We start from the raw sequence: 26,576 nt of genomic DNA on the forward strand, positions 1-26,576 counted from the left end.
CGGACGCCGGCCGGGCGGGGCGCGGCGTTCCGCCCGGTCCTCCCGCGCCCGCCCGACCCCATCGCGGTGCGGAGGTCTCACGGCGACGCGGAGGTGAAAGTCAAGAAAAGGTAACTGATCCGTCAGATCCACTTGTCAAAGCGGGAGGACGGCCTGACATTCTGAGCACGACCCCCGACAGGGGAGCACCCCCCAGGAGAGCAGATGAACACCCTCCGTCGCGCCCTCACCCTCCTCACGGCCGTGATGTTCGCGTTCGTCCCGGCCCTGGCCCTCGCGAACACCTCGCAGGCCGCCCAGGTCCCCGACGTCATGGCCTCGATGGGCGACTCCATCACCCGCGGTTTCAACGCCTGCGGCTACTACCTCGACTGCACGGCCAGATCCTGGTCCACCGGATCCAGCACGTCCGTCAACAGTCACCACCTGCGCCTGCGCGCCGCCAACCCGTCCCTCGTCGCCTACAACGACGCCAAGACGGGAGCCAAGGTCGCCGACATGGCCGGGCAGGCCCAGAAGGCCGTCTCCCAGAACGCCGGCTACGTGACGATCCTCATCGGGGCCAACGACGCCTGCACGTCGTCGGAGTCCACGATGACGTCGGTCGCCGACTTCGAGGCGAGGTTCCGTACGGCGATGCAGACCCTCGTCACCGGCCTGCCCAACGCGTCGATCTTCGTCGCCACGATCCCCGACCTCAAGCGGCTGTGGGAGGCGGGCAAGGGCAGCTCGTCCGCCCGGACGGCGTGGTCGGCCTTCGGCATCTGCAAGTCGATGCTGGCCAACCCCCTGTCCACCGCCCAGGCCGACGCCGACCGGCGCGACCGGGTACGGCAGCGCGTCGTCGACTTCAACGACGTCCTGACGCGCGTCTGCTCCGAGCAGGTCAACTGCCGGCACGACGGGGGCGCCGTCTTCTCCTACCCCTTCACGCTGTCGCAGCTGAGCACCTGGGACTACTTCCACCCCAACACCGGTGGCCAGGCCGTCCTGGCCGAGGTCACCTACGGGGCGACCGGCTTCCTGCTCTGACGGTGAGGATGTAGGCGAACGTCCCCCGCCGGGCCAAGGGATCCAGGGGCGGTCGCTCACCCGGCGTTCGCTCAGGCGCGCAGCCGGCCGGACGTGCCGAACGGGCCGGGGGATGACGCTACGCGCAGGTCTTCTTCTCCGGGGCGCAGAACTCGACCTCCGGGTGGTCCGCCGACGGCCCGTTCAGCAAGGGCTGCGGCTTCCCGCGCAGGTGCTGGTCGAAGAAGGCCGCGATGTACCTGCGGGTGATGGCCATGGCGCGGGCGCCGGGGATGTCGGCGCCGTCCTCGATGCCGAGCTGGTCCACCAGCACACCGAGGTCGGTGAAGGATGTGTGCGCGGCCCCGGTCACGAGCAGCCAGCGCTTCCAGCCGTGCAGCCCCGCCCAGACGTCCTCCCAGTTGACGCCGCCGAGCCGGCCCGGCGTGTACGTGGCGGGTTTGCCCAGCAGGAGGAACGGCCGGGACAGCCCGGCCTCGGGGAGGGCGGTCTCCACGATGCCGTCCACGTCGACGCCGGCACGCAGCCGGGGGTCGGCGGCCATGGCCGCGAGCGTGCTCGCGCCGCCGGCGGACTGACCGGACATGGCGATCCTGGAGGTGTCGATCAGACGCGCACCCTTCCACCTCGGGTGCGCGCCGGTCAGCTCGTCGAGCACGAAGGAGACGTCGGCGGCCCGGCCCCTCTCCAGCTTCTCCCACACGGTCGGGTCCTTCTTCATCTCACACGTGACGCAGGTCGTGACCCGCCCGTCGGGAAAGGTCTGGGCGACGTTCTCGTAGGTGTGGTCGATGGCGGCCACCGCGTATCCCCGGCTCGCCAGCTCCTCGGCCAGGGCCGTGAGCTCGGATCTGGGCTTGCCGTGCCCGGGGGAGAGCACGATGAGGGGCAGGCTGTGCGCGCCTCCCGCGGGGCGGGCGTCGGTGAAGGCGTTGGTGCGCACCCTGCTCAGCGTGTCGGCCGGGACGCTGGTGATGTCCCCGTCCTTGAGCAGCAGTTCGGACTCCTTGGGCGTCATGTACCGCGCCCGATGACGGCCCGGAGCCTTGGCCGGATACCACAGCGAGACCATGAGCTCGCGGGCCTCGACGCCGGGCACCCAGGGATCCGGGCGCGAGGTGTCCTTGAGGTACAGGGACGTGGTGCCGACCGGTCGTGAGCCGGTGGGCGCGGGCAGGTACGGCTCGGCGGCGCCGGCGGCGAAGGCGGGCCCGGCCTGGCCGAGGCCGGTGGCGGCCATGACGGCGACGAGCCCGGCGACGGCGGCCAGTCGGCCTCGCCGCCGAGGCCTGCGCGGTTCACGGGGCTCGGCCTGGATCCGGTGATCGTTCATCTGACTCATGCCGAGCGACTATACGCCAAGTATATACACTCGGGGTATAAGCGGTCGGACTCGTCGGTGACCCGGCAGGGTGGGGGCCGGTGGGAAAGGCTCTACCCTTCCCTCATGGTCGCCGCCCTGGAGCTCTATCTCGATCCCGCCGCGGAGAAACGCATCAGGACGCTGTGGGACGCGCTGGCGCGGGCGGAGGTGCCGTCGATGCGCGACCTGCTCAGCGGCCGGCACCGTCCCCACGTCTCGCTCATCGGCGCTCCCCGGCTCGATGGCCCCGGGGTCGTCGCGGCGCTGCGGGACATGCGGGTGGCGGTGCCGTTCGGGCTGCGCTTCGACTTCGTCGGGCAGTTCCTGGGCCGGGTGCTCTGGCTCGGCCCGATCCCGACGCCGGAGCTGCTCGCCCACCACGCGGCGGTGCACGAGCGGCTCGGCCGGGCCGGGATCGGCGGCTTCGACGTCTACCGGCCCGGTCGCTGGGTGCCGCACTGCACGCTGTCCATGCGGGTTCCCAGCCCGATGCTCGTGGACGCGATCCGCCTTTGTATGGACGTGCTGCCGATCGAGGCGACCGTGGTCGGCGCCGCCGTCGCCGACCACGCCCGCGACTCCTTCATGCCCCTGCCCTGAGCCGTCCCCGGTCCGGGTCGCTCCCTTTTCGGGGCGGCCGGGCTACCAGGTGACGGGCAGGCTGATGAGCCCGCCGGTCAGGGCGTTCGGGCGCGCCTGGATCTCCTCCATGGGCACCGCCAGGGCCAGGTCGGGGAAGCGCCGGAACAGCGTGCCGAACGCCGCCCGCAGCTCCACCCGGGCCAGGCTCGCCCCGATGCAGAAGTGCGAGCCGTAGCCGAACCCGACGTGCGGTTCCCCGGTGGGGCGGCGCAGGTCGAACCGGTCGGGGTCCGGGAAGGCCCGTTCGTCGCGGTTGGCCGACTGGATGGAGACGACCACCGCCTCGCCGGGTTCGAGGGCCACGCCGCCGACGGTGACCGGCTCCTGGGCGTAGCGGGGCAGGCCGTGGTCGCTCGGCGCGGCCAGGCGCAGGATCTCCTCCACCGCCGCGTCCGCCAGCGACGGGTCGGCGACCAGGGCGTCCCGCTGCTCAGGGTTGGACAGCAGCAGGAGCACGCCGTAGTCGATCCGGCTGACCGTGGTCTCGTGGCCCGCGAACAGCAGCCCTCCCGCGAGCTTGGCGGCCTCGTCGTCGGAGGCGTCCATGGTGGCCAGGTCGGAGAAGACGTCCTCGGCCGGGTGCGCCCGCTTCTCGGCGAGGATCTTCCCGGTGTAGTCGGTCATGGCGTCGATCGCCGCCTGGGCCCGTACGGGGTCGCCCAGCATCCCCATCTCGTCGGCCAGCCTCCTGAAGTGGTCGCGGTCCCCGTACGGCACGCCGAGCAGCTCGCAGATCACCAGGATGGGCAGCGGGACGGAGAGCGCCTCGTGCAGGTCGGCCGGCTTCGGCATCTCGGCCAGGCGGTCGAGGAGGTCGTCGACGAGCTCCTGGACGCGCGGCCGCATGGCGCTCATCCGGCGCGCGGAGAAGGCCGGGGTGAGCATCCGGCGCATCCGCTGGTGCCGGGACTTCTCGGTCTCGATGTCATCGCGCGGGCCGCCGAACAGCACCGAGTCCGAGATCCGGGAGGAGCGCTCCGGATCCGGGGACGAGCGGCCCAGGCGCGGGTCGGAGAGGGCCTGCCTGGCCTCCTCATAACCGGAGACCAGCCACGCGGGGTCGCCCACGTAGGTGCGGACCCGCGCCACCGGCTCGGTCGTGCGCAGCTCCCGGTACGTCTCGGCCAGGTCGAGTAGGTTCTCCCGCTCGAACGGCATCCTTTTCTCCATGCGAAACGTATCCCCCTGATACTCGCGATCGGACCTTCTTCGACCGTTACACGTCCGGCCGGGTACGGCAAGGGCCGCGTCCCGGTTCACCGGGGGCGTGACGGCCCGGTGCGCGCGTCACGATCGGCGGTACCGCCATGGCGGAGACGGGCCGAAATACCGGAACATTTCTCTGTTGTTTCGGTTGACCGTTGATCATCATGACCTTAACGTCCGAATTGTGCGAGGGTCGCCGGATTTCGGTGGCCTTCCTCCATGGCTGTCCGCCGGCCCCCCGGTAGCCGCATCGAGCCGGGTACGGCCCGCGCCGCAGCACGGCACGATGAGGAGGAGAAGTGACGGAATCTGTGAGAGCCCGGGGCATGCTCGGCGAGCTGGCCGCCGAGTTCGCGGGAACCCTGGTCCTTATCCTGTTCGGAACGGCGGTCGTCGCCCAGGTCGTCGCGGGCGGGATCGGCGATCACGACAGCATCGCCTGGGCCTGGGGCCTGGGCGTCACCCTCGGCGTCTACGTGGCGGGCCGGATCAGCGGGGCGCACCTCAACCCCGCCGTCACCGTCGCGCTCGCCGCGTTCAAGGGTTTTCCCTGGCGCAAGGTGCTTCCCTACTCGCTGGCGCAGACCGCGGGCGCGTTCGTCGCCGCGCTGATCGTGCGGTGGAACCACACCGAGGTGCTGCACGCCGCCGACCCGGGACTGACGATCAAGACGCAGGGCGTCTTCTCCACGCTGCCCGGCAACGGCACCCTGCCCGTGGACACCTGGGGTGCGCTGCGTGACCAGGTGATCGGGACCGCGATCCTGCTCCTGCTCGTGCTCGCCGTCTCCGACCTGCGCAACTCCGCGCCCGCGGCGAACCTCGCGCCCTTCGTGGTGGGCCTGATCGTGGTGGCGATCGGCATGGCCTGGGGCACGAACGCCGGCTACGCCATCAACCCCGCCCGCGACTTCGGGCCGCGCCTGGCGTCCTTCCTCACCGGCTACGAGACCGCCTGGCAGGATCAGCACGGGCATCTCTACTTCTGGGTGCCGATCGTGGGCCCGCTGATCGGAGGGTTGCTCGGCGCGGGCCTCTACCAGATCATGGTGGCCCGGTTCCTGCCGCCCGGCGAGGAGCCCGAGGCGGGCCGGGTGCCGGTGCCGGCCGACGAGCCCGAGGCGGGCCGGGCGCGGGCCGGCAGCGAGCCCGTCTGACGTGTCCGTCTGACATGTCCGTCCGGGGACCGTACACGAGAACGGCCGGGAGACCGCGCGCAGGCCGCCCCGTAAGCCGCCGGACCGGGAGAGGCCACGGCGGACCGACCGAGTGCCGAAGGAGACACGACCCTCATGCCTGACTTCGTCGGAGCAGTCGACCAGGGAACGACGAGCACCCGATTCATGATCTTCGACCACGGCGGCAACGAGATCGCCCGCCACCAGCTCGAACACGAGCAGATCCTGCCCCGGGCCGGCTGGGTCGAGCACGACCCCGTGGAGATCTGGGAACGCACCCGCTCGGTGGTCCAGACGGCTCTCAACAGGGCGAACCTGTCCGCGTCCGACCTGGCCGCCCTCGGGATCACCAACCAGCGCGAGACCGCGGTGGTGTGGAACCGGCGCACCGGCCGGCCGTACCACAACGCGATCGTCTGGCAGGACACCCGCACCGACCGCATCGCCTCGGCCCTGGACCGCGACGGCCGCGGCGACGTCATCCGCCGTAAGGCGGGCCTGCCGCCGGCCACCTACTTCTCCGGCGGGAAGATCCAGTGGATCCTGGAGAACGTCGACGGGGTCCGGCAGGCCGCCGAGGACGGCGAGGCGATCTTCGGCAACACCGACACCTGGCTGCTGTGGCATCTCACCGGCGGTGTCGACGGCGGGGTCCACGTCACCGATCCCACCAACGCCAGCCGCACCATGCTGATGGACCTCGAGACGCTGGAGTGGGACGACGAGCTGCTGTCGTTCTTCGGCATCCCCCGCGCCATGCTGCCGAAGATCCTCCCCTCCTCGCATCCGGGCCTGTACGGCACGACCCGGCCCGACGGCCCGTTCGGCGGGGAGGTCCCGCTCTCCGGTGACCTGGGCGACCAGCAGGCCGCGACGGTCGGGCAGGTCTGCTTCGCCCCGGGTGAGGCCAAGAACACCTACGGCACCGGCAACTTCCTGCTGCTCAACACCGGCCACGAGCCGGTCCGCTCCAAGAGCGGCCTGCTGACCACCGTCTGCTACCGGTTCGGCGACGAGCGGCCGGTGTACGCGCTGGAGGGGTCGATCGCGGTGACCGGCTCGGCGGTGCAGTGGCTGCGCGACCAGCTCGGCATCATCTCCGGGGCCGCACAGAGCGAGGCGCTGGCCCGCCAGGTGGCCGACAACGGCGGCATCTACTTCGTGCCGGCGTTCTCCGGCCTGTTCGCCCCCTACTGGCGCTCCGACGCCCGGGGCGCGATCGTGGGCCTGTCGCGCTACAACACCAACGCCCACCTGGCCCGCGCCACCCTGGAGGCGATCTGCTACCAGAGCCGCGACGTGGTCGAGGCGATGCGGCAGGACTCCGGCGTCACCCTGGACGTGCTGCGGGTCGACGGCGGCGTCACCGCCAACGACCTGTGCATGCAGATCCAGGCCGACGTGCTGGGCGTGCCCGTCTCCAAGCCGGTCGTCGCCGAGACCACCGCCCTGGGCGCCGCCTACGCCGCCGGGCTCGCCGTCGGCTTCTGGAAGTCCACCGAGGAGCTGAAGCAGAACTGGAACGAGGACCGGCGCTGGGAGCCGCGGTGGTCCGACGAGCAGCGGGCCGAGGGCTACACCGGCTGGAAGAAGGCGGTGAACCGCACCCTCGACTGGGTGGACGTGTCGTAGCCGCCGAGGCTCCCCGCTCGCCGTCACAGAACGCCCCGGGACGTCCGAGGACACCTTGAGACGTCCCGGGGCGTCCCAGATCACTATGTGCGACGTCCTGGGGCGTCCCAGTCCATCTTTGAGCGTCCCTGGACGTCCCTAAACGTCTTGGCACGTCGCAGGACGCCCGGGTCGTCCGTTCGGCCGGGCGGTTTGGGCGGTGCGGAACCGTACCGGCAGCCGGTCCAGGCAGATGTGCCGGCCGTTCTCGTAGTAGCGGCGGGTCTCGCCCGCGAGCTCGTAGTCCGGGTGCCGGGCGAGCTCGCGCAGGACGGCGAGGAACTCCACGCGGGCCAGGTGGGCGCCGACGCAGAAGTGGATGCCGTGCCCGAAGGTCAGGTGCCGGTTCGGCGTCCGGTCCAGCCGGAACTCCTCCGGCCCGGGGAAGGCCCGCGGGTCGCGGTTGGCCGCGCCGGCCAGCAGGACGACCCGTGACCCGCGCGGGATGACGACCCCGCCGACCACGACGTCCCTCGTGGTCAGCCGGGTGCCGTGGTCGACCGGCGTCCACAGCCGCAGCGCCTCCTCCACCGCCGCGGGCATCAGGTACGGCTCGGCGCGCAGCCGGTCCTGCAGATCGGGGCGCTCCGCCAGGTGCCGCAGCAGGTGCGCCAGGGTGTTCATGGAGGTCTCGTGGCCGGCGATGGCGTAGGCGACCAGCATGACGTGCAGCTCGGCGTCGGTGACCGGGCGGCCGTCGATCTCCTCGCGGACCAGGACGGACAGGTGGTCGCCGCCGGGCCGGGCGCGGGCCCGGCGGATCTCCGACTGGAACAGCTCGGCGAACGCCGGCCAGAAGCCGCCCGCGTCGCCGTCCCTCGGCATCCGCGCCCAGGTGTTGCTGGTCAGGTCGCGGATGCGGTCGCGGGCGTCCGCCGAGAAGCCGACGGCGAGCGACACCACCGCCAGCGGCAGCGGCACGGCCAGCTCACGCACCAGGTCTCCGCCGCCCCGCTCGACGACGGGCCGTACGGCGCGGGCGACCAGGTCCGCGATCTCCGGCGCCAGCCGACGGGCCTCGGGCAGCAGCAGCGGCGGCTTCATCAAGGCGCGGAAACGGGTGTGCTCGGGCGGGTCGTACTCCAGGGGCGCGAACGGCGGGGTGCCCTCGGCGCGCGGGAAGAAGACCCCGGAGGCCGAGCTGAACGTCTCGTGGTCCCGGAGTGCGGCGCGGACGTCGTCGTAGCGGGACAGGATCCACATCCCGCCGTGGGCGCGGGAGTAGGCGACCGGCGTCGTCTCCCGGATCTCCCGGTGGACCATGAGCGCCAGGTCGGGCGTGAGTTCGGGGTCGTGGTGGTCGAAGTCGGCGGCCAGCCGCTCGACGGTCCGCCGCGGGTCCTCCACCGTCCCGCCGTTCGCCGGAGCCTCGTTCGCCGTGTCCCCGGCAGCCGTCCCGCCGCCGGCCGGAGTCCCGGTCACCGCGGCCCCGTTCACCGGGCCGTCTCCCGCGCCCCGGACGCCGCGCGCGCCCGTCACGACCGCCCCCAGGGCTCCGCCCGAAGGTCCAGGTGACCGAGGGGGTGGACGTCGCCGGGGGAGCAGGTCTCGTCGACGATCCACTTGACCATGCGGCGGACCGGCTCCATGGCGTCCTGGGGCACGTCCGGCCGGAACCGGGTGGCGTAGCCGAGCGAGACCAGGCGCTGCACGCCGTACAACGGGAGGAGGTCGCGCAGCCGCCGCTTGAGCGACTCGGGGTAGACGCCGACCGTCTGGGTGTAGGCGTTCATGGCCTTCAGCGCGTCCCGCGGCGAGGCCACCGGCACGACGTTGGCCACCCGGCCCGACAGCGCGGTGTGGAAGTCGACCGGCTCGGCCACCCGGGAGACGACCACCGCCCCCTCGTCGTCGCGGCCGCCGATGACGCGGTACCAGTCGGGGCTGGTCCGCAGCGCCCGCAGCGACGCCCGCAGCTCCGGGTCGAACCACCGCGCCGGGGTGCTCACCGCGGCGGGCAGCCGCAGGATCTCCCGGTGGAGCAGCTCTCCCCAGCGCTCGGCGCGTTCCAGGCCCGCGGCGTCGAGGCCGGTGACGACGTGGACGACGCGGGCGTTGAAGCAGCCGAGCTGGTTCAGCGCGCCGACGTCCACGGCGGCCAGCCGGGCGGTCTCGGCCATGCTCGCCTCGTCGGCGAACGCCTCCGCGCCGACGATCGTGGCGCTGAGCTTCGGGTCGAGGGTGACCAGCTCCACGCCGGGCTGGATGTAGCGGGTGACGTGCCGGACGGACGCGAGCCCGCCCCACGCCACGATCTTGTCGATGTTCCCCGGCTGGTAGAGGCGGTCCTCGACGGCGGCGCTGCCGCCCTTCCAGTAGGCGACGGCCAGGTGCCGGGTGAGCGGGTGGCCGGGCGCCGTCTCCGCCATCGTCCGGGCGATGGCCACCGCGGTGAGCGGGTCGTTCGCCGGGGTCTTGATCACGGCGTCGCCGCGCACGAGGGCGTTCCTGATGATCGTGACGGCCGCGATGATCGGGCTGTTGCCCGCGATGACGTGCACCGCGCGGGCCCCCACGGCCCGCACCGCCGCGGTCCCGCCGCCGGGCGAGGCCACCTCCTGCCAGCCGTCCAGGAACCGGGAGCCGACCGTGCCCTCGGCGACGGCCCGGACGGCCTCGGGTGTGAACAGCGACGGGAGCTGCTCGTAGCAGGCGAGGAGGACCGGCGGCGTCATGTCGGACCACGCCGCCGAGTGCTCCAGGGCCTCCCGCAGGAAACCGTTCACCGAAAGGCGGAGCCGCGGCCCCAGTTCGGCGAGGTAGTCGACGACGTCGGAGGTGGTGACCCCGGCCAGGTCGCGCATGCGCAGCGGGTCGGTCAGCGGCAGCCGGTCCAGCAGGGTCACCGGGTCGGGCGCGCGGAACGCGCACGCCTCACCGGTCCCGCCGAAGCCGACCGGGTCGTCCCAGACCGTCTCGCCCCGGACGAACGCCGGGATCGTCGGCGCGCCCATCAGAGCAGCGCCCCGTTGAGGAAGTCCAGCGCGTCGTTGAGAGCCTCCGGGGTCGCCGCGCAGGTGATCTTGTCGTCCCCCCGCCGGTCGCTGTAGCGGCCGATGTCCATGGACAGGTGGGGGGTGGTGCGCCCGCAGCCGCACGGCGACCAGTCGACGGTGACCTCGTCGCCGGAGACGAAGCCGCCCCAGCAGACGTCGGCCAGCAGGTCGAAGAACGCGGCCCGGCCGGTCCGCGTCCCCTCGCGGGGCAGTGGGGCACCGGTGTCCGGATCCAGGACGTACAGGATCACCCACGGCTCGATGTGGTAGCGGCCGCGCGGGCAGATCAGGTTGAGCGCGATGACCTCCGCCATCGCGTAGCAGTACCGCAGGGCCGGCACCCCGGCGAACCGCTCGACGTCCCCTGCCCAGTCCGCGGGCAGGGCCGTGCCCTTCGCGCCGCCGCCGGGGAAGATCACCGAGTCCGGCGCGAAGACGCCCTCGATGCCGCGGGCGAGGCCCGCCGCGGCCATCTCGTGGTAGGTGGCCCAGAGGCCGAGCGAGACGACCCGCCGGCCCGCGAGACGCCCGGCCAGCTCCTCGACGTACCGGCCCATCCCGGCCGCGGCGGCCCGCTGCGCCTCCTCGAACTCCGCGCGGCGCTCCCGGAGCGCCGCCGGGATCTCCACGCGTCCCGCCTCGCCCCGGGCGGCCGCGGCCCGCAGCCGGGCGGCGAGGAACATCACGTCGGCGCTGAGCGGCCCCGGGTGGGCGCTGTGGAACCGGTCCGGCGACCCCGCGATCCGCTCCGCCATGGCGGCGGCGTGCCGGTCGATGCCGCTGCGGCCGGTGCGGAACCCGGGCCAGACGACGTCGAGGCGCTCCTCGCGCCGCTCCGAGCCGGGGAGGACCTCCAGCCGCACGATGTCGTAGAGCCCGGTGTACTGCTCGCGCGTGTGCGGGATGAACGACATCGTGCCCGAGGTGCCGGAGGAGTGGGCCAGGCGCAGCTCGGTCCGGTCGTCCAGCAGGCCGAGCCATCCGTCGATGGAGTCGCACCCGGAGACGTCGAGGCCGGACAGGTCGACGGTGACGAGCCGCGACAGCCAGGTCGTCAGCCGGTCGAACCTGCCCTCCAGCAGCAGCGCCGCCGGGTACGACTTGTAGATCGTGTGCGGGAACAGCAGCGGGGCCGCGTCGTCGAGCCGGGTGATCCCGTCGATGCCCTGCTCGTCGGCCATCGCGCGGAGCACCGGCAGCCGGTCGCGCAGCTCGGCGAAGCGCAGCCGCAGCGCCGCGAGCTGGAGGGCGGCGAGGTCGTGCGGGGGCAGGGCGTGCATGGCGTGGCGTGAACCGCCGAAGAACTCCATCGGGTCGTCCGCGAAGAGGCGGACGTCGGGGCCGGTGATCATGATGTGCTCCTAGAACCTGTCTCAGGGGAGGGAAGAGCCGGCCGCGCGCAGTTCGGCCAGGTAGTCGGCGATGTCGGAGATCGCGGGCCGGTTCCACAGCAGCGTGGCCGGCAGGGTGAGCCCCAGACGCTCCTGGAGCCTGGACCGCAGCAGCGTCGCCAGGAGGGAGTCGACGCCCATCTCGGCGAGCGGCCGGTGCGGGTCCAGCGCGCCGGGCTCGGCGCGCAGGGTCTCGGCGGCGGCCCGTCCCGTCTCCGCCAGCAGGAACGCGCGCAGCTCGGGGCCGTCGAGGTCCCTCCAGGAGACCCGGGCTCCCCCTCCGGTCCCGCTTCCGGCCCCGTCTCCGGTGCCGGTGCCGGTCGCCGCCTCGCCGGCGGGGCCGGTGGCACCGGACGCGGTGGCGTCGGGGATCGCCGCCAGGACGCGGGGACGCCCGGCGCGCGCCCCGCCGGGCAGGACGCGCAGCACCGCCAGGTTCCCCGCCGCGCGCGGGTCCGCGCGGTCCCACGCCCGCAGCGCCTCCTCGGCCGTGATGCCCGCGGTCCCCCGGACGCGCAGCTCGGCGTCGGTGACCGCGGACGACACGGACATGCCGAGCCCGTGCCAGCTCGTCCACGCCACCGAGACGGTGTCGCGGTCCCCCCGGCACCGCCGGTGCCGTGCGAGGCCGTCGAGGAAGGCGTTCGCCGCCGCGTACGCGCCCTGCCCCGGCAACCGCAGCAACTGCCCGGCGGAGGAGAACAGCACCAGGAAGTCCAGGCCGCCGGGCGGGTAGAGATCGTGCAGGATCAGCGCCCCGGCGACCTTCGGCCGCATCGCCGCCCGGATCGCCGGGCCGTCGAGGTCGCGCAGCAACCGGTCGTCGACGACCCCGGCGGCGTGCACGACCCCCCGTACGGCAGGCATGCCGAGGGCGTCGGGCGCGAGGAGGCCGGCCATCCGGTCGTGGTCGGCGACGTCGGCGGCGATCGTCCGGACCGTCACTCCCGTCGCCTCCAGTGAGCGGACCACCGCGACGGCGGGATGGCCGTCGCCGTTCCACCGCGCGCGCGGAGGCAGGGGGGTGCGGCCGATGAGGACCAGCCGCCTGGCGCCCCGCTCGGCCAGCCGGCGGGCCACCCGCAGCCCGAGCGCCCCCGTCCCGCCGGTGACGACGTAGGTGGCGTCCGCCCGGCACCGGACGCCGGAGGCCGCGCCGGCCGGAGCGGCGGGGACGAGCCGCGTGGTGGAGGCCGCGCCGCGGTCGACGCCGATGACGTCCTCGTCCCACCGGCCGCCCAGCAGCCGTGCGAGGGCCGCGACGTCGTCCCTTCCGGGGCGCGGGGGCAGGTCGGCGAGGCCGCCCCACAGGTCGGGGTACTCGCCCGCGACCACCCTGCCCAGGCCCCACAGGGACGTCTGCGCCAGCGCCGCCTCGTCCCGCGCCTCGCGCGCGCCCCGGGTGACGCACCACAGGCGCGGGCCGCCGACGGGCACGGTCGCGGCCAGCAGCCGCGCCGTCCCGGTGAGGAGGATCGCATGACGCGCCGCCGCCTCCGCCGGATCGAGCCCGTCCGGCCACGCGGACCGACGGACGCCGTCCGGTGACGCGAACGGATCGGCGCCGCCCGGCGGCGCGGACCGACCGGCGCCGTCCGGCCACGCGGACGGATCGGGATCGCCCGGCGGCGCGGACCGGCCGGGACGGTACGGCGACGGGACCGCGTCCAGGTCGTACGGCGCCGCGGACGGCGACAGGCGAGGAGCGAGGAGCACCGCGTCGGCGGCGGAGAGCCGCCCGGCGCGCCGTACGAGGTCGTCCGGGCCGGCGGCGACCTCCAGGGACGATCCGGCGCCGGACAGGAAGGCGTCCAGCGCCTCGCGGAGGGCGGGGTCGGCGCCGGTCAGGAGGACGGTGCGCGGAAGACGCCGCTCGGTGACCTCAAGGGGGTGCCAGGCCACTTCATGGACGAGGCCCGCCGTGCCGCCGGTGCCGCCGGTGCCGTCCGTGCCGTCCGTGTCCTTCGCGTCCTCCGTGTCACGGTGGGAACCATCGCCGTGGGAACCGGGGTACGGGCCGGCGTCCGGCTCGCCGAACCGCAGCCCGAGCAGCCGGGCGACGGGGACGCCCCGCCCGTCGAGGATCTCGACGTCCACGGCGGCGCCGGATCCGGTGCCCGTGCCGCCGACGGCCGCGCCATCGGTGTCGGTGTCGGTGTCGGTGTCGGTGTCGGTGGCGAGCGTGATGCCGTTGCCGGACCCGGTGCCCGTATCGGCGGCGGGTGTGACGCTGCTGCCGGACGGCTGCCCATCGGGTGTGCGGCCGGTGCCGGTCGGCCGTACCTCGATCACCGCGCGGGACGGCGGCTCGCCGGTCAGAGCCGCGTGGTCCACGTGGGCGGGCATCCGCAGGCGCACCGGGCCGGGAAGGGCCACCGAGGCGACGGAGAACGCGGCGTCCAGGACACCGGCCCAGGCAGGGGAGTCCGGGCTCTCTCCGGGAGCGGCGGTGACCGCGTCGGTGCGCGCGCCGTCGGTGACCGCCGCGACGCGGGTGTCCCCGGCGTGTCCCGGTTTCTCGGATACACCCGGCTTCTCGGAAATATCCGGCTTTCCGGGTGCGTCCGGCTTCTCAGGGGTGCCCGGCTTCTCGGGGACGACGGTGACCGTCGCGATGAGCGTGCCGCCGGCCCGGCGCAGTTCCTCGATCCGCCAGGGGAAGCCCATCGACGCCACCCCGACCGAGGCGAGCCGGCCGACCACGAGACCCGGGTCGAGCGCCTTCCCGCCGGGCGTCTTCCCACCGAGCACTTTCCCGCCGGGCGTCTTCCCACCGCATGCCTTCCGGCGGACGGGCGGGGACGACGGCCCGAGGGCCTCGCCGCCCGGCGGGACGACGGCCGCCGTCGTGTGGGTGAGCCACTCGTCGGCCGTCTCCCCGCGTCCGCCCGGCCCGTCCGCTCCTTGACGGGACCCGTCCGCGCCCCGGCCGGTCCCGTCCGCGCCGGTGGACGGCGGCGGTCCGGCGGGGGCGTCACGGAGCAGCCGGGAGGACAACCTCAACGTCCCGTCCTGGCAGACCACCTGGACCTCCCGGGGAACGGCGGGGGACAGGGGCACCCGCAACGACACCCCGGCCAGGTCCGGCGTCCCCCCGAACACCTCCCCGGCCGCCGCGAACAGCGTGTTGAGCAGCACGGCCGCCGGCACCACCTCGGTCCCCCGCACGGGGTGCTCCCCGGGGTAGGGACGGTTGCCGTACCGGAGCCGGGTGCGCCACACCTGCGCCGGGGAGGCGCCGTGCACCGTCTCCCGTCCGCCCAGCAGCGTGTGGCGGTCCGGGTCGTGGCCCGGTCCGCCGGCCGTCGCGGGCGGAGGGGCCGCCCAGTGCGTCCGGTGCCGCCAGGCGTATCGCGGCAGATCCACCAGGTCGTCACCCGGGCAGAGCACCGGCCAGTCGACGGGCACGCCGTCGCAGTGCAGGTCGGCCAGGCCGCCGAGGAGGACGCGCCGTCCGGGCCGGCCACGCCGCAGGCTGTGCGTGACGAGGGCGTCCGTCGCCCCGGCCGCGGCGAGGACCTCACCGATCGAGTGACTCACGACCGGGTGCGCCGAGACCTCCAGGAAGGTCCGGTGGCCGTCCTCCACGGCGGCGCCCACCGCCGCGGCGAAACGGACGGGGTCGCGGAGGTTTCGCGCCCAGTACGCCGCGTCGCGCTCGGCCGGGTCCCTCGGGTCGGCCAGGGCGGTCGTGTAGAGGGGGACCGGGGCGGGGCCCGCCGGAAGGTCCTTGACCGCGGCGGCGAGGTCGGCGACCAGGGGGTCCATGTGGCGGCTGTGGAAGGCCACGTCGGAGGCGACCTCGCGGACGGCGATCCCCCGGGCGCGCCAGCGGCGGGCCGCCCGCTCCACCGCCTCCCGGTCACCGGCGACGACGGTGGAGTACGGCGAGGCCCACACCGCCGGACACAGCTCCCCGTCCCCGTTCCCGCCCCGGCTCCCGTCGCCGGTGAGCAGGGCGGCCGTCTCCTCGCGGGACAGGCCGACCATCACCATCGCCCCGGCCCCCGCGACCCGGCGCAGCAGCCGGGAACGGCGGCAGGCCAGGCGCGCGCCGTCGGACTCGGTCAGGACCCCGGCGGCCACCGCGGCCGCGATCTCGCCGACGGAGTGCCCGATGACGGCGCCGGGCCGTACGCCGTACGAACGCCAGACGGCGGCCAGTCCGGTCTGCAGTGCGTAGGTCAGCGCCTGGATCCGGTCCGTCCCGCCCAGGTCGGCGGCGCGCAGCGCGTCGGCGGGGGAGAAACCGAGCTCCTCGCGGTACACCGGCTCCAGGCGGTCCAGCGTGGCGGCGAAGGCCGGTTCGTCGGCGAGCAGGTCCGCGCCCATCCCCGCCCACTGCGCCCCGTGCCCGGAGAACACCCACACCGGGTCGCGCCGCACCTGCCGGACGTCCGCGCGCGGGCCGGGTCGTGCGGGTTCCGGGGCGGGCCGTACGGGTTCGGGCGGGGTGCGGCCGGCCACGGGGCCGGGTCGTGCGGGTTTCGGGCTGGGCCGTACGGTTTCGGGCGGGGTGCGGTCGGCCGGGGCGGCCGGGTCACCCGACGCCAGGGAACGCAGCCGCTCGACCAGCTCGGCCCGCCCGGCCGCGACGACGACGGCGCGACGGGCCAGGTGGGTGCGGCGGCGGGCGAGGGTGGAGGCCACCGCGGCGAGCGGCGGGTCCTCGTGTTCCGACAGCCAGGCGGCCAGCCGGGCGGCGTTGGCCCGCAGGGCCTCTCCGGTGGCGCCGGACAGCGGGTACGGCCGGACCACCCCGTCGTCCGCGTCGTCCGTGTCGTCCGGGGAACCGGCGGAGGCCGGGAGGAGGTCCATGGGACGTGGTGGCGCGGCCGGGAGATCCGGGGCGGGGATCGACGTGGAGGCCGGGAGATCTCTGAGGGGTGGTGGCGCGGCCGGGAGACCCGGGGCGGGGACCGACGTGGCGGCAGGGCCGGATCGGCCGGGTGCGGAACCCGGGACGGGCGGGGCCTCCTGGAGGACGAGGTGGGCGATCGTGCCGCCGTACCCGAAGCCGGAGACCCCGGCCCGCCGGGGACGCCCGGCTTCCGGCCACCGGGTCGCCTCGGTGACCAGCCGCAGACCGGAGCTCTCCCAGGGGATCGCCGGGGTGGGCCCGGCGGTGGTCGGCGTCGGCGGGATGAGCCCGTGTCCCAGGCACAGCACGGCCTTGATCAGCCCCGCCACGCCCGCCGCCGCCTCCAGGTGGCCGATGTTGGGCTTGAGCGAGCCGATGAGGCAGGGGCGGCCGGCGGGACGCCCGGCGCCCAGCACCGACGCCAGGGCGCCGGCCTCCACCGGGTCGCCCACGCGGGTCCCGGTGCCGTGGGCCTCGACGTAGCCGACGCCGGCCGGGTCGACGCCCGCCGTCCGGTACGTCCGGCGCAGCAGGTGCTCCTGGGCCTCGCGGCTGGGGGCCATGATGCCCGGGGTCCTGCCCTCCTGCAGCACCGCGCTCCCGATGATCAGCGCGAGCACCCGGTCGCGGTCGGCGACGGCGTCGCGCAGGAGTTTGAGGACGACGACGCCGCAGCCCTCGCCGCGCCCGTAACCCGTGGCCGCGGCGTCGAAGGCCCTCGACCGCCCGTCCGGGGAGATGGCGCCGGCGGCGTCGAGCACCACGCTCAGCTCGGGGCCGGCCATCAGCATCACGCCGCCGGCCAGCGCCAGCGGGATCTCGCCGAGCCGCAGGCTCTGGCACGCCTGGTGGATCGCCACCAGCGAGGCCGAGCAGGCGGTGTCCACGGCCACACTGGGACCGCGCAGGTCGAGGGCGTGGGAGACGCGGTTGGCCACCCCGCAGGGGGAGGCGCCGATGCCGGTCCACGCCTCGATCCGGGGCAGGTCGGAAAGCAGCCGCCGGCCGTAGTCGTCGGCGCTGACGCCGGTGAAGACGCCCGTGTCGGAGCCGGCGAGGGAGTGCGGCGGGATGCCGGCGTGCTCCAGGGCCTCCCAGGCGACCTCCAGTGTCATCCGCTGCTGCGGGTCCATCAGCCGGGCCTCGCGCGGGGATATCCCGAAGAACTCCGCGTCGAACCCCGCGATGTCGGGAATGAAGGAGCCGCGGGCGGTGGTCGTCCGCAGCACAGCGGAATTTTCCGGACTTATGTTGAAATAAGGGGACCATCGGCCGTCTGGAACCGTTCCCGACGCGTCACCGCGTTCGATGAGAAATCGCCACAGCGAGTCGGGGGAGTCTATGCCGGACGGGAAACGACACCCCATCCCAATTACCGCGATCGGCTCACATCGGCTTTCCGTCGGACCTGGTGAGGGGGCTGCTGGGTTCACCCGGCGGGGAATTTGCTTCCTTGATATGATTTCTGTGTTCGAAACGGGCAGGGCTTGTCCGTCGCCTACCTCGTCAGAGGGAAGCGAGAAGCCGCTTTCTTCAGGAAGCGGAGGAGTCACTGGGTTCTCCAAGCTCGCGTTCGCTCATGGGCGGAGATCCGACGGAAACGCGGGAGCGGTCCCCGGCGCGGGCGCGCCGCGCCGGGGACCCGTCCCGGTCCGGTCAGAGCTTCACGCGCGGGCCGTTCTAGGCCTCGTCGCCCCAGATGTCACCGAAGAGCCAGTTGCCGGCGGCCTGTGGGTCGGGGCTGGTGTAGTACTCCTGCCAGGCGGCCAGCAGCTCCTCCACCGAGAGCGTGCCGCTCTTGTTCGTGTCGAGCTTGTCGAAGGCGATCCTGCTGTTGGCCGGCGACGTGCCGAAGGCTCGCTGGAAGGCAGCGAACTCGTTGGGGCCGACCGTCCCGTCGTCGTCCCGGTCGCAGATGCTCCACAGGGCCTCGGCCAGGGGGCGGAACCCCTCGTCGAACGCCTTGGAGTCACCGGCGAACGCGCCGATCATCCCGGTGCGCCACTCCAGGGGAGTGACCTTGCCGTCCTGGTTGGTGTCCATGCGGGCGGAGACGTGCTTCCAGAAGTTCTCGAAGGCGTCCAGCAGCGCCTGCGCCTTGGGGGAATTGAAGGGCTCGCCCAGGTAGGCGATGATGCGCGCCGCCAGGGCCAGGGCGTCGGCCGGCTCCAGGATGCCGTCGCCGTTCTGGTCGCCGTGCCCGAAGCAGACGTCGATCTTGCGGTTGAGGAGCTGGTTGCCGTTCAGTTCCATCGGTTTCTCCTTCTTTTCTGGGCACCCCCTGCCCCAAATGATTGCTCTGACATTCTTGTGTGATCCGGATGTCATTTCTTCATCCGCGCAGAGGGGGAATTCTGGCCGTGCGGCCAGAGAAGAGAAACTCGGGGGAGTATTGCGGAACGGCGGTTGATCTGATGTTCGGGGGCGTTCTCAATTGCTTTTCCGGCATATTTCTTATATAGCACTTAAGGTGTTCAGGGTAAATGGGCCCAATAAGGTATATGTCGCCCGGCGGGTCGCCCGCGCCGTGGCGCGCCGTCCATGCGGTGCCGTCCGTGTCGTGTCGTCCGCGTTGCGCTGTCCGCGTCGCGTCGGAAGGCCGGAAGGCCGGAAGGCCGGAAGGGGGACCGGGCCGGTTCGCCGGGGCCGCGTCCACCGGGCCGGGCCCTCGAAGCCACGCCGGACATCGCGTCGCCGTCATATCCGTAAAACCCGCCATGACCGGCGAACACGGCCGCAGCGGGTGAAGCCCGCCCCGGCGGGAGAGCTGTTCCTTCCCGCCGGGGGTTTTACGATTCGTACGTTCGCCGGTCGACGGAAAGGTGCCGGAGGCAGATGTCGGATGTCCATCCCCCGGAGCCGGGCGATCCCACGGTGCTCGGCCCCTACCGCGTCATAGGCAGGATCGGCGAAGGCGGGCAGGGCGCCGTCTACCTCGCGGAGCTCGCGGAGCCCGCGGATCCCCCGGGGACGGGCTCCGGCCTCCGCGTGGCGGTCAAGCTCTACCACGCCCGGGTGGGCGGGGAACCCTCCGTGCACGACGACCTCGTACGCGAGGCGGAGCTCGCCAAGCGGGTCGCCCGGTTCTGCACGGCGCAGGTCCTGGACTTCGGCCTGTACGGCATGCGCCCCTACCTCGTCAGCGAGTACGTCCCGGGCCCGTCGCTGCAGCACGTGGTCGTCACCGAGGGACCGCGCTCGGGCAGCGCCCTCGAACGCCTCGCCGTCGGCACGGCCACCGCGCTGGTCGCCCTGCACGACGCGGGCGTCGTCCACCGGGACTTCAAACCGCAGAACGTTCTCCTCGGCCCGGACGGCCCGCGGGTCATCGACTTCGGCATCGCCCGTTCCCTCGCCGCGACCGGCACGATGACCAGCGGGATCGTGGGAACGCCCGCTTACATGGCGCCCGAGCAACTCGACGCGAGCGAGCCGGGTCTGCCCCTGGACGTGTTCGCCTGGGCCTCCACCATGGCCTTCGCCGCCATCGGCCGCCCGCCGTTCGGCAACGACTCCATCCCCGTGATCATCAACCGGATCCTGAACGAGGAGCCCGTCCTGGACGGGATCGAGCAGCCCCTGCTCGATCTCCTCCGCGAATGCCTCGCCAAGGATCCGGCGCGGCGGCCGACGGCCCAGCAGATCCTCGCCCGCCTCGTGCGCGGAGGACGCGGAGGACGCGGAGGACACGAAGCGCACGCAGGACACGGAGAACCGGGAGGGCAGGGAGGGCGCCGGGGGCCTGGAGGGTACGGGACGGCCTCCGGCGGTCTCCCGGTCCCGGGCGGGCCGGTTCCGGCGGGCCCGCCGTACGGCGGGCCCGCGTCCGGCGGGACGGCGGGCACGGCGGGGACGGCGGGGACGGCGGGCACACGGCCCCCGGCCACGCGGGGAGGACGGCGCGCGCCACGCGTGGCCGTCGCCGTCGCGGCGGTGGCCGCGGCGGCGGCGGCCGGGGCCGCGGGCGTCGTACTGCTGCCCCGCGGAGACTCCGCCGGAGCGGGTTCCGGCGCGGTCCGGACCTCACGGGCCGCGGCCGCGGAGGTCACGCCGGAGGCGCCCGCCGACCTCGGTACGGGTTCTCCCGCCGAGGAGTTCCACAGCACGGCGACTTCCGCGACCGCCCCGGAGAGGTCCCCACGGACCTCACCGCCCCCGCCGACGCGTGCCCCCCGGCCCCGGGTGAGTGATCACCCCACGGCCACCCGCACACCGGGCGGCCGGGACCAGCCGAGGCCGCCCGAGACCACCGTCCCGCCCTCCCCGCCGGAATCGGAATCGCCGAAGTCGCCGAAGCCGTCGCTGTCCCGGCCGCCCGAGCGCCGTTACGCCGAACTCGGCCCCGGCCACTTCACGCAGTACTGCGTCAAGCTGGGCTGGGAATGGGTGGAGTACCGGGAGACCCCCCGCCCGGGCGCCTACTGCGTCAAAAGGAAGGGCGGGACCATGTACCTGACCGGCGACCGGCTCGACGAGGGCTGCCGATGGCGATACCGGAAACCGGACGCGTTCCACCGGTTCAAGAACAAGTCCAACTACTGCTACACACTCCAGGCTCCCGGGTGACCTGACGGCGATCCGATGGCGACCTGACGGGAGGACCGGCCGTGTGCGTTGCGCTGCTGCGCGGCCCCCGGGCCGTCGTCCGGGCGATCCGACTGGCCGCGGAGCGGACGCCGCCGCACCGCGACCGCCACCTCGACCTGCTGCGCGCCGTCGCGATCCTCGCGGTGGTGCTCGGCCACTGGCTGGCCGTCGTGGTGACCTACCACGGCGGGTTCGGCGGCGACACCGTCCTGGCGGCCGTCCCCTGGACCCGTCCGCTGACCTGGGCGTTCCAGGTCATGCCGGTGTTCTTCCTGGTGGGCGGCTTCGTGAACGCCGCCTCTCTCGACTCCTACCGGCGGCGGGGCGGCACCGCCACGGGCTGGTTCCTCGGCCGCACCGACCGGCTGATCCGCCCCACCACGGTGTTCCTCCTCACGCTGAGCGCCGTGGCGCTCCTCGCCGTCCTCCTCGGGGCCGGAGAGGGGACGGTCGCCACGGGCGTGTGGCTCGCCGTCATGCCGCTGTGGTTCCTCGTCGCCTACCTCGCGGTGGTCCTCCTGACGCCGGTGATGCTCGCGCTGCACCGCCGGGCGGGGCTCGCCGTGCCGGTCGTGCTCGCCGCGCTGGTCGGGCTGGGCGACGCCGTCCGCCTCCGGTCCGGCCCGCCGCTGCTCGGCCAGGCCGGCTTCGTCTTCGCCTGGCTGGCGATCCACCAGCTCGGCATCGCCTGGCGGGAGGGGGCGCTGCCGGCCCGCCGTACGGTGGCCCTGCCGATGGCGGCCGGGGGGCTCGCGGTCCTGGTGCTGCTCACCACGGTGGGGCCGTACCCGGTCAGCATGGTGGCGGTCCCCGGCGAGCGGCTGCAGAACACCTCTCCGCCGACCCTCGCCCTGCTGGCCCTGGCGACCGCGCAGACCGGGCTCGCCCTGCTCCTGCACGGTCCCGCCGACCGCCGGCTCCGGCGCGCCCGCCCGTGGGCGGTCGTGGTGGGGGTCAACTCCGTGATCATGACCGTCTTCCTCTGGCACCTGACCGCCGTCGTGGTCGCGGCCGTCGCGCTCTACCCGGCGGGCCTGATGCCGCAGCCGCCCGCCGGTTCGGCGTCGTGGCTGCTGCTCCGCCTGCCCTGGATCGCGTGCCTGCTCGTGGTCCTGGCGGTCCTCGTCGCGGTGTTCGGCCGGGTCGAACGGCGCGCCGGGCCGGTCCCCGGCGCGGACGGGCCCGCGAGCGGGGTCCCGCGCGCCGTCGCGGCGGTCGCCGGCGCGGCGCTGGCGGCCGGGGGACTGCTCGGCGCCGCCGTGACGCTCCCGGCCCGCCTGCCCGTCCCGATGCTCCTGGCGTATCTCGCCGGGGCGGGCCTGCTCCGGTTCCTCCGGAGACGCCCGGGGTCGTGACCGGCCACCGGGACGCTGCTCCTGGAATGCGGCTCCTGGAATGCGGCCCCTGGAACGCGGCCCCCGGAATGCGGCCCCCGGAATGCGGCCCCCGGAACGCGCCCCCAGGACGAGGCCACCGGAATGCGGCTCCCGGGACACGGCCGGCGGGGGCGCCGGATCCGGCGGCCGTGGGGCCTACGCGGTCGCCGCCGCCGTACGGCTCCGCGGGCGGGGCCGGATCCGGCCGGGGCCGCGTTCAGGCCTCGCCCATCACCAGGCCCTCGATCGTGTGCTTCTGGACGATCGGCCGCAGCTCGTCCACCACGGGGCAGGGCAGATGGTCGCGCACCAGGGCGGGCAGGGCGTCCCGGTAGCCGCGGGTGACCGCCATGTCGTGGCGCTCGGCGTTGCCCGCGCCGGGGGCGTCGACGCCCAGGACGAGCACCGGGCGGTCCCTGGCCGAGTGGTTGGCCGTGCCCCGGTGGACGGTCAGCGCCGAGCGGGCCGAGACGTCGCCGCGCCGCGGATGTTTCCGCACCGCGCGTTCCTTGTAGCGGGGATAGGCGTCACGGGGCGGGAACATGCCGTGCTCGAACGATTCGCCGTGGTCCCACTGCGTACCCGGGGCGATCTCGAACGGCCCCATGTCCGGTTCGGTGTCCACGGCGGTCAGGTTGAACGCCAGCGAGGTGAGCCGCCGGTGCGCCCTGGTCTCCTCGGGCATCGGGAAGTCGCGGTGCCAGGGCTGGCCGACCGCCCCGGGCAGGGGCACGTCGAAGCCCAGCTCGACGATCTCGTACCGGGGGCCGAGCACCGCCTCGCAGACCGCGGTGACCCACGGGTGGGTGACCAGGTCGACGAAGCCGCGCATCTGCTCGGGGTGGATCTCGACGTAGTAGCGGTTGGGGCCGCGTCCCACCGCGCCGCCCGGACGGGCGAGCGCCTCGCGGAACGCCGTGTCGATGTCCTCCCGCATCCGGTCGGCCCACTCGGCGGTGAATGCGCCCGCGCGGGCGGTGATCCCGTCGCGGTGGAGGTCGCCGAGCGCGGTCGCGACGTCGGCCTCGCTCACCCCGGCGTTCCGCCATCCCTCCGGGACGGCCTCCGGCCGCCGGTCCGCCGCCGATTCCCGATCCCGCGCGGGCACGGGGTTCGTCGTCTCCGCCATGGTCCTCCTCCTCGGCCGGTTCCGGATCATCCTCTCCCGTTGTTTGCAACGTTGCAAGAGTGATTAGCTGGATCAAGGTCGTCCGGTCGCGGCCCGCCGTACCGGAAGTGCGCGGCGGTGGAGCGGCGCCGTGCGGCGACGGGAGCGGCGCGGCGGTGGACCGCCGGGACGGCGCCGCGCGGGAGCGGGACCGGCCCGTTCCGGACCGGGCCGGACACGGCGGCGCGGGCGCGGCCGGTGAGCGGGAGGGGAGGCGGAGCCGTGGGTGCGAGCCTGAAGGACGTGGCGGCGCGGGCCGGGGTGTCCGTGCGCACGGTGTCGAACGTGGTCAACGACTTCCCGCTGGTCGCCCCGGAGACCCGCCGCCGGGTGCGGCAGGCGCTGGAGGAGCTGCAGTACCGCCCCAACGCGGCGGCGCGTCAGCTGCGCGCCGGCCGGTCGGGACTGATCGGACTGGTCATCCCCGAGATCGACTCGCCGTACTTCGGCGAGCTGGCGTCCCTGCTGGTCCAGGAGGCCCAGGAGCACTCCTGGACGCTGCTCGTGGACCAGACCGACGGCGACCCCGACCGCGAGCGGCGGCTGCTCGACGACATGCAGGGGCAGATCGTCGACGGACTGATCATGAGCCCCTGGAGCCTGTCCCCGGCCGACCTGCGGCGGCGCGCCGACGCCGTGCCGCTGGTCCTGCTCGGCGAGCAGGACGCCGCAGGGCTGATCGACCACGTGAGCGTGGACTCCGTCGCGGCCGCCGCCGACGCCACCCGGCACCTGATCGAACTGGGCCGCCGCCGGATCGCGGCCGTCGGCGTGCAGCCGCACCTGGCCAACGGCACGGCGGAGCAGCGGGTGACCGGCTACCGGCAGGCGCTGGACGCCGCCGGGATCCCCCGCGACCCCGCGCTGGAGGTGCCGGTGACCGCCCTGCACCGCGCCGACGGCGCGCGGGCGATGCGGTGGCTGCTGGAGGAGGGGCACGCCCCGGACGCGGTGTTCTGCTTCAGCGACCAGCTCGCGCTGGGCGCGCTGCGGGAGGCGCTGGAGCACGGCCTGGCCGTACCGGGGGATCTCGCGGTCTGCGGGTTCGACGACATCGAGGACGGCCGGTACGCCACCCCGTCCCTCACCACCATCGCCCCCGACAAGCCGGAGATCGCCAGACAGGCCCTGTCCTGCCTGGCCGACCGGCTGCGGCGACCGGCGCGCGGCGCGGCGCCCGAGGAGCCGCGGCCGGCGCGCAGGATCGTGGCGGCCCACCGGCTCGTGGTCCGGGAGAGTACGGCCGGCCGCCGCGCGGCGACCCGGGCCTAGACACGGCGACCCGGGCTTGGACACGGCGACCCGGGCTTGGACACGGCGGCCCGGGCTTGGACACGCCGGGCCGGGTGTCACCGTGCCGGGCCCAGCCCGGCGGCCAGAGCGGTGAGGGTGGGGCCGAGCGGCGCGTCGAGCGTCAGGAGGGCGTCGCCGTCGCCCCGGGTCGGACCCTGGTTGACGATCGCGACGGGGATGCCGTGCCCGGCGGCGCGCCGTACGAACCGGTAGCCCGACATCACGGTCAGCGAGGACCCGAGGACCAGCAGGAGACCCGCACGCTCGACCAGTTCGTAGCACTCCTGGACGCGGGGAGCGGGGACGTTCTCCCCGAAGAACACCACGTCGGGCTTGAGGACGCCGCCGCAGTCACGGCAGTCGACGATCCGGAAGGCGTCGATCAGGTCGTCGTCGAGCACGGCGTCGCCGTCGGGGTTGATCACGGCGGTCCGGGTGTGCGCGTACCAGCCGGGGTTGGCCTCTTCCAGGCGTCGTTCGAGCTCGTGGCGGGACGTCCGCCGGCCGCAGGACAGGCAGCGCACGCGGTCGAGGCCGCCGTGCAGCTCGATCACGTCCCGCGCTCCGGCGGAGCGGTGCAGGCCGTCGACGTTCTGGGTGATGATCCCGCCGACCAGCCCGCGCTCCTGCAGACCGGCGACCGCCCGGTGACCGGCGTTGGGGCGGGCGTCGGCGATGTGCCGCCAGCCCAGGTGGCTGCGCGCCCAGTATCGCCTCCGGGCCGCGGCGCTGCCGACGAACGTCTGGTACGTCATCGGCTCGGCCCGGCGTCTGCGGCCGGTCTCCCCGCGGTAGTCGGGGATGCCGGACTCCGTCGACAGGCCGGCCCCGCTCAGCACCACCACGTCGCCGTCGGCGACGAGGTCGGCGAGCATGCGGAACCGGGGGTTCGCCGCGCCGTCCGGGGCACCGGCCGGCCCGCGGTTACGGTCGCCGTCCGGTGCCTCGCCCGGAGTGCCGGGCAGGGCGTCGGTCGGGACACCGGGGCCCTCGTCCACCTTCCACGTCACCCCTTCATGGTGCCTCACGCCCGTGGCTGCCCGGACCACACCCGGCGCCCGCCAGGATCGCCCGGCGGCGCGTCACCCGGTGGCGAAGTACTCGGCCATGACCCGCGTGTGCAGGGGGAACGCCAGCTCCCGGGGGCCGTCGGCGACCAGCCACTCCGTGGTCTCGGCGGTGGGTGTGACCGGCGGAAGCCCGGCCGCGCCGATCCGCGGCCCCAGGGCGAAGACCAGCACGGTGCCGTCCGGGGCGCTGTGCACGTCGAACAGCCGGACATCGGCCGCGTCGACGACGACTCCCGTCTCCTCCCGCAGCTCCCGGACGGCCGCCTGCTGCCACGACTCGCCCAGGTCGATGAAACCGCCGGGCAGCGCGAGGCTCCCGAGGCGCGGCTCGACGCCGCGGCGGACCACGAGGAGTCCGTCGTCCACCGGCAGCAGCATCACCGCCACCGGCAGCGGGTTGAGGTAGCTCGTGTTCCCGCAGGCCGGGCAGGTCCGCGGCCACGGCTGGCCGGGGGCGTAGGCCGCGCCGCAGAAGGAGCAGTGCGAGTTCCTGGTCGTCGTCACGCGGTGAGGCTACCGGGCCGTCCCGCCGCCGGACCGGGAGCCCGATGCCGTGCGGCCGCGCCCGGACACGGTCGCCGGACCGGGAGCCCGATGCCGTACGACCGCCGCCCGGACACGGGGAACCCGGAGTCCGCTCAGGTGATCGTCCCGTTGACAGGCGACCGCCGAATGGTTGTAATGGTCGGCGTGCCACGTGGCGCCGGCCAAGAGCGATGGGCCGGTCGGCTGCCGGGTGAGC

Annotated in this window: 17 protein-coding genes; 7 read left to right on the forward strand and 10 right to left on the reverse strand. The window is 74.1% G+C overall.

The features are described from left to right. Positions 1–204: 204 nt before the first annotated feature. Complete coding sequence (locus ACZ6W9_RS28380) at positions 205–1,032, forward strand: SGNH/GDSL hydrolase family protein (protein ID WP_470120461.1); 828 nt, start codon at positions 205–207, stop codon at positions 1,030–1,032. Between the two features lie 118 nt (positions 1,033–1,150). Here ACZ6W9_RS28380 and ACZ6W9_RS28385 read toward each other — a convergent pair whose 3' ends face one another. Continuing rightward, positions 1,151–2,374, reverse strand: a complete 1,224-nt coding sequence (locus ACZ6W9_RS28385) for an alpha/beta hydrolase family protein (RefSeq protein WP_470120463.1) — start codon at positions 2,372–2,374, stop codon at positions 1,151–1,153. Between the two features lie 105 nt (positions 2,375–2,479). Between ACZ6W9_RS28385 and ACZ6W9_RS28390 the strand changes: the two genes are divergently transcribed. Beyond that, positions 2,480–2,995, forward strand: a complete 516-nt coding sequence (locus ACZ6W9_RS28390) for a 2'-5' RNA ligase family protein (RefSeq protein ID WP_470120465.1) — start codon at positions 2,480–2,482, stop codon at positions 2,993–2,995. A gap of 42 nt (positions 2,996–3,037) precedes the next feature. On the opposite strand, the gene ACZ6W9_RS28395 is transcribed toward ACZ6W9_RS28390, so the two are convergent. Beyond that, entirely contained in the window at positions 3,038–4,195 is a 1,158-nt protein-coding gene (locus ACZ6W9_RS28395) for a cytochrome P450 (protein WP_470120467.1), read from the reverse strand. Positions 4,196–4,542: 347 nt separating this feature from the next. Between ACZ6W9_RS28395 and ACZ6W9_RS28400 the strand changes: the two genes are divergently transcribed. Both ACZ6W9_RS28400 and glpK read left to right on the forward strand, forming a co-directional pair. Then, positions 4,543–5,400 (forward strand): MIP/aquaporin family protein, encoded by an 858-nt coding sequence (locus ACZ6W9_RS28400; protein ID WP_389966188.1) that lies wholly within the window; start codon positions 4,543–4,545, stop codon positions 5,398–5,400. A 135-nt stretch (positions 5,401–5,535) separates the two neighbouring features. Continuing rightward, entirely contained in the window at positions 5,536–7,053 is a 1,518-nt protein-coding gene (gene glpK, locus ACZ6W9_RS28405) for a glycerol kinase GlpK (RefSeq protein ID WP_389966185.1), read from the forward strand. A gap of 138 nt (positions 7,054–7,191) precedes the next feature. Here glpK and ACZ6W9_RS28410 read toward each other — a convergent pair whose 3' ends face one another. The 5 genes from ACZ6W9_RS28410 to ACZ6W9_RS28430 form a co-directional block, all read right to left on the reverse strand. Further along, a complete protein-coding gene (locus tag ACZ6W9_RS28410) occupies positions 7,192–8,514 on the reverse strand; it encodes a cytochrome P450 (RefSeq protein WP_470120468.1) in 1,323 nt (440 codons plus the stop codon). A gap of 53 nt (positions 8,515–8,567) precedes the next feature. Then, the gene (locus ACZ6W9_RS28415; protein ID WP_389966179.1) at positions 8,568–10,046 is read right to left on the reverse strand and encodes an acyl-CoA reductase; all 1,479 of its coding nucleotides are present in this window, start codon (positions 10,044–10,046) and stop codon (positions 8,568–8,570) included. After that, positions 10,046–11,440, reverse strand: a complete 1,395-nt coding sequence (locus tag ACZ6W9_RS28420) for a hypothetical protein (RefSeq protein ID WP_470120470.1) — start codon at positions 11,438–11,440, stop codon at positions 10,046–10,048. Before ACZ6W9_RS28420 ends, ACZ6W9_RS28415 begins: the two co-directional genes overlap by 1 nt. Positions 11,441–11,461: 21 nt before the next feature. After that, positions 11,462–17,893 (reverse strand): type I polyketide synthase, encoded by a 6,432-nt coding sequence (locus ACZ6W9_RS28425; protein WP_470120472.1) that lies wholly within the window; start codon positions 17,891–17,893, stop codon positions 11,462–11,464. A 127-nt stretch (positions 17,894–18,020) separates the two neighbouring features. Beyond that, positions 18,021–18,593: an EF-hand domain-containing protein gene (locus ACZ6W9_RS28430; RefSeq protein ID WP_362930181.1), complete on the reverse strand. Its 573-nt coding sequence runs from the start codon at positions 18,591–18,593 to the stop codon at positions 18,021–18,023. Between the two features lie 582 nt (positions 18,594–19,175). On the opposite strand from ACZ6W9_RS28430, the gene ACZ6W9_RS28435 reads away from it, so the two are divergent. Both ACZ6W9_RS28435 and ACZ6W9_RS28440 read left to right on the forward strand, forming a co-directional pair. Beyond that, a complete protein-coding gene (locus ACZ6W9_RS28435; protein WP_470120474.1) occupies positions 19,176–20,906 on the forward strand; it encodes a serine/threonine-protein kinase in 1,731 nt (576 codons plus the stop codon). A gap of 41 nt (positions 20,907–20,947) precedes the next feature. Continuing rightward, the gene (locus tag ACZ6W9_RS28440) at positions 20,948–22,282 is read left to right on the forward strand and encodes an acyltransferase family protein (RefSeq protein WP_389966166.1); all 1,335 of its coding nucleotides are present in this window, start codon (positions 20,948–20,950) and stop codon (positions 22,280–22,282) included. 238 nt (positions 22,283–22,520) lie between these two features. Here the strand turns inward: ACZ6W9_RS28440 and ACZ6W9_RS28445 are convergent, their stop codons facing one another. After that, entirely contained in the window at positions 22,521–23,432 is a 912-nt protein-coding gene (locus ACZ6W9_RS28445; protein WP_470120476.1) for a phytanoyl-CoA dioxygenase family protein, read from the reverse strand. Positions 23,433–23,693: 261 nt separating this feature from the next. Between ACZ6W9_RS28445 and ACZ6W9_RS28450 the strand changes: the two genes are divergently transcribed. Then, positions 23,694–24,743 carry a LacI family DNA-binding transcriptional regulator gene (locus ACZ6W9_RS28450; RefSeq protein ID WP_389966160.1) on the forward strand — a complete coding sequence of 350 codons (1,050 nt, stop codon included), beginning with the start codon at positions 23,694–23,696 and terminating at the stop codon, positions 24,741–24,743. Between the two features lie 77 nt (positions 24,744–24,820). On the opposite strand, the gene ACZ6W9_RS28455 is transcribed toward ACZ6W9_RS28450, so the two are convergent. Together ACZ6W9_RS28455 and ACZ6W9_RS28460 are read right to left on the reverse strand one after the other, a co-directional pair. Beyond that, complete coding sequence (locus tag ACZ6W9_RS28455; protein ID WP_362930330.1) at positions 24,821–25,639, reverse strand: NAD-dependent protein deacetylase; 819 nt, start codon at positions 25,637–25,639, stop codon at positions 24,821–24,823. Between the two features lie 207 nt (positions 25,640–25,846). Beyond that, on the reverse strand, positions 25,847–26,338 hold the full coding sequence (locus ACZ6W9_RS28460) for an NUDIX domain-containing protein (RefSeq protein WP_389966157.1): 492 nt from the start codon (positions 26,336–26,338) through the stop codon (positions 25,847–25,849). Between the last annotated feature and the right edge of the window lie 238 nt (positions 26,339–26,576).

Source organism: Streptosporangium sp. NPDC053982 (assembly GCF_055585205.1).

Excerpts from the sequence above, each read along its gene's own strand:
- ACZ6W9_RS28380 (WP_470120461.1), top strand. The coding sequence starts at position 205 with ATGAACACCCTCCGTCGCGCCCTCACCCTCCTCACGGCCGTGATGTTC.
- ACZ6W9_RS28385 (WP_470120463.1), bottom strand. The coding sequence starts at position 2,374 with ATGAGTCAGATGAACGATCACCGGATCCAGGCCGAGCCCCGTGAACCG.
- ACZ6W9_RS28390 (WP_470120465.1), top strand. The coding sequence starts at position 2,480 with ATGGTCGCCGCCCTGGAGCTCTATCTCGATCCCGCCGCGGAGAAACGC.
- ACZ6W9_RS28395 (WP_470120467.1), bottom strand. The coding sequence starts at position 4,195 with ATGCCGTTCGAGCGGGAGAACCTACTCGACCTGGCCGAGACGTACCGG.
- glpK (WP_389966185.1), top strand. The coding sequence starts at position 5,536 with ATGCCTGACTTCGTCGGAGCAGTCGACCAGGGAACGACGAGCACCCGA.
- ACZ6W9_RS28415 (WP_389966179.1), bottom strand. The coding sequence starts at position 10,046 with ATGGGCGCGCCGACGATCCCGGCGTTCGTCCGGGGCGAGACGGTCTGG.
- ACZ6W9_RS28420 (WP_470120470.1), bottom strand. The coding sequence starts at position 11,440 with ATGATCACCGGCCCCGACGTCCGCCTCTTCGCGGACGACCCGATGGAG.
- ACZ6W9_RS28430 (WP_362930181.1), bottom strand. The coding sequence starts at position 18,593 with ATGGAACTGAACGGCAACCAGCTCCTCAACCGCAAGATCGACGTCTGC.
- ACZ6W9_RS28435 (WP_470120474.1), top strand. The coding sequence starts at position 19,176 with ATGTCGGATGTCCATCCCCCGGAGCCGGGCGATCCCACGGTGCTCGGC.
- ACZ6W9_RS28445 (WP_470120476.1), bottom strand. The coding sequence starts at position 23,432 with ATGGCGGAGACGACGAACCCCGTGCCCGCGCGGGATCGGGAATCGGCG.
- ACZ6W9_RS28455 (WP_362930330.1), bottom strand. The coding sequence starts at position 25,639 with ATGCTCGCCGACCTCGTCGCCGACGGCGACGTGGTGGTGCTGAGCGGG.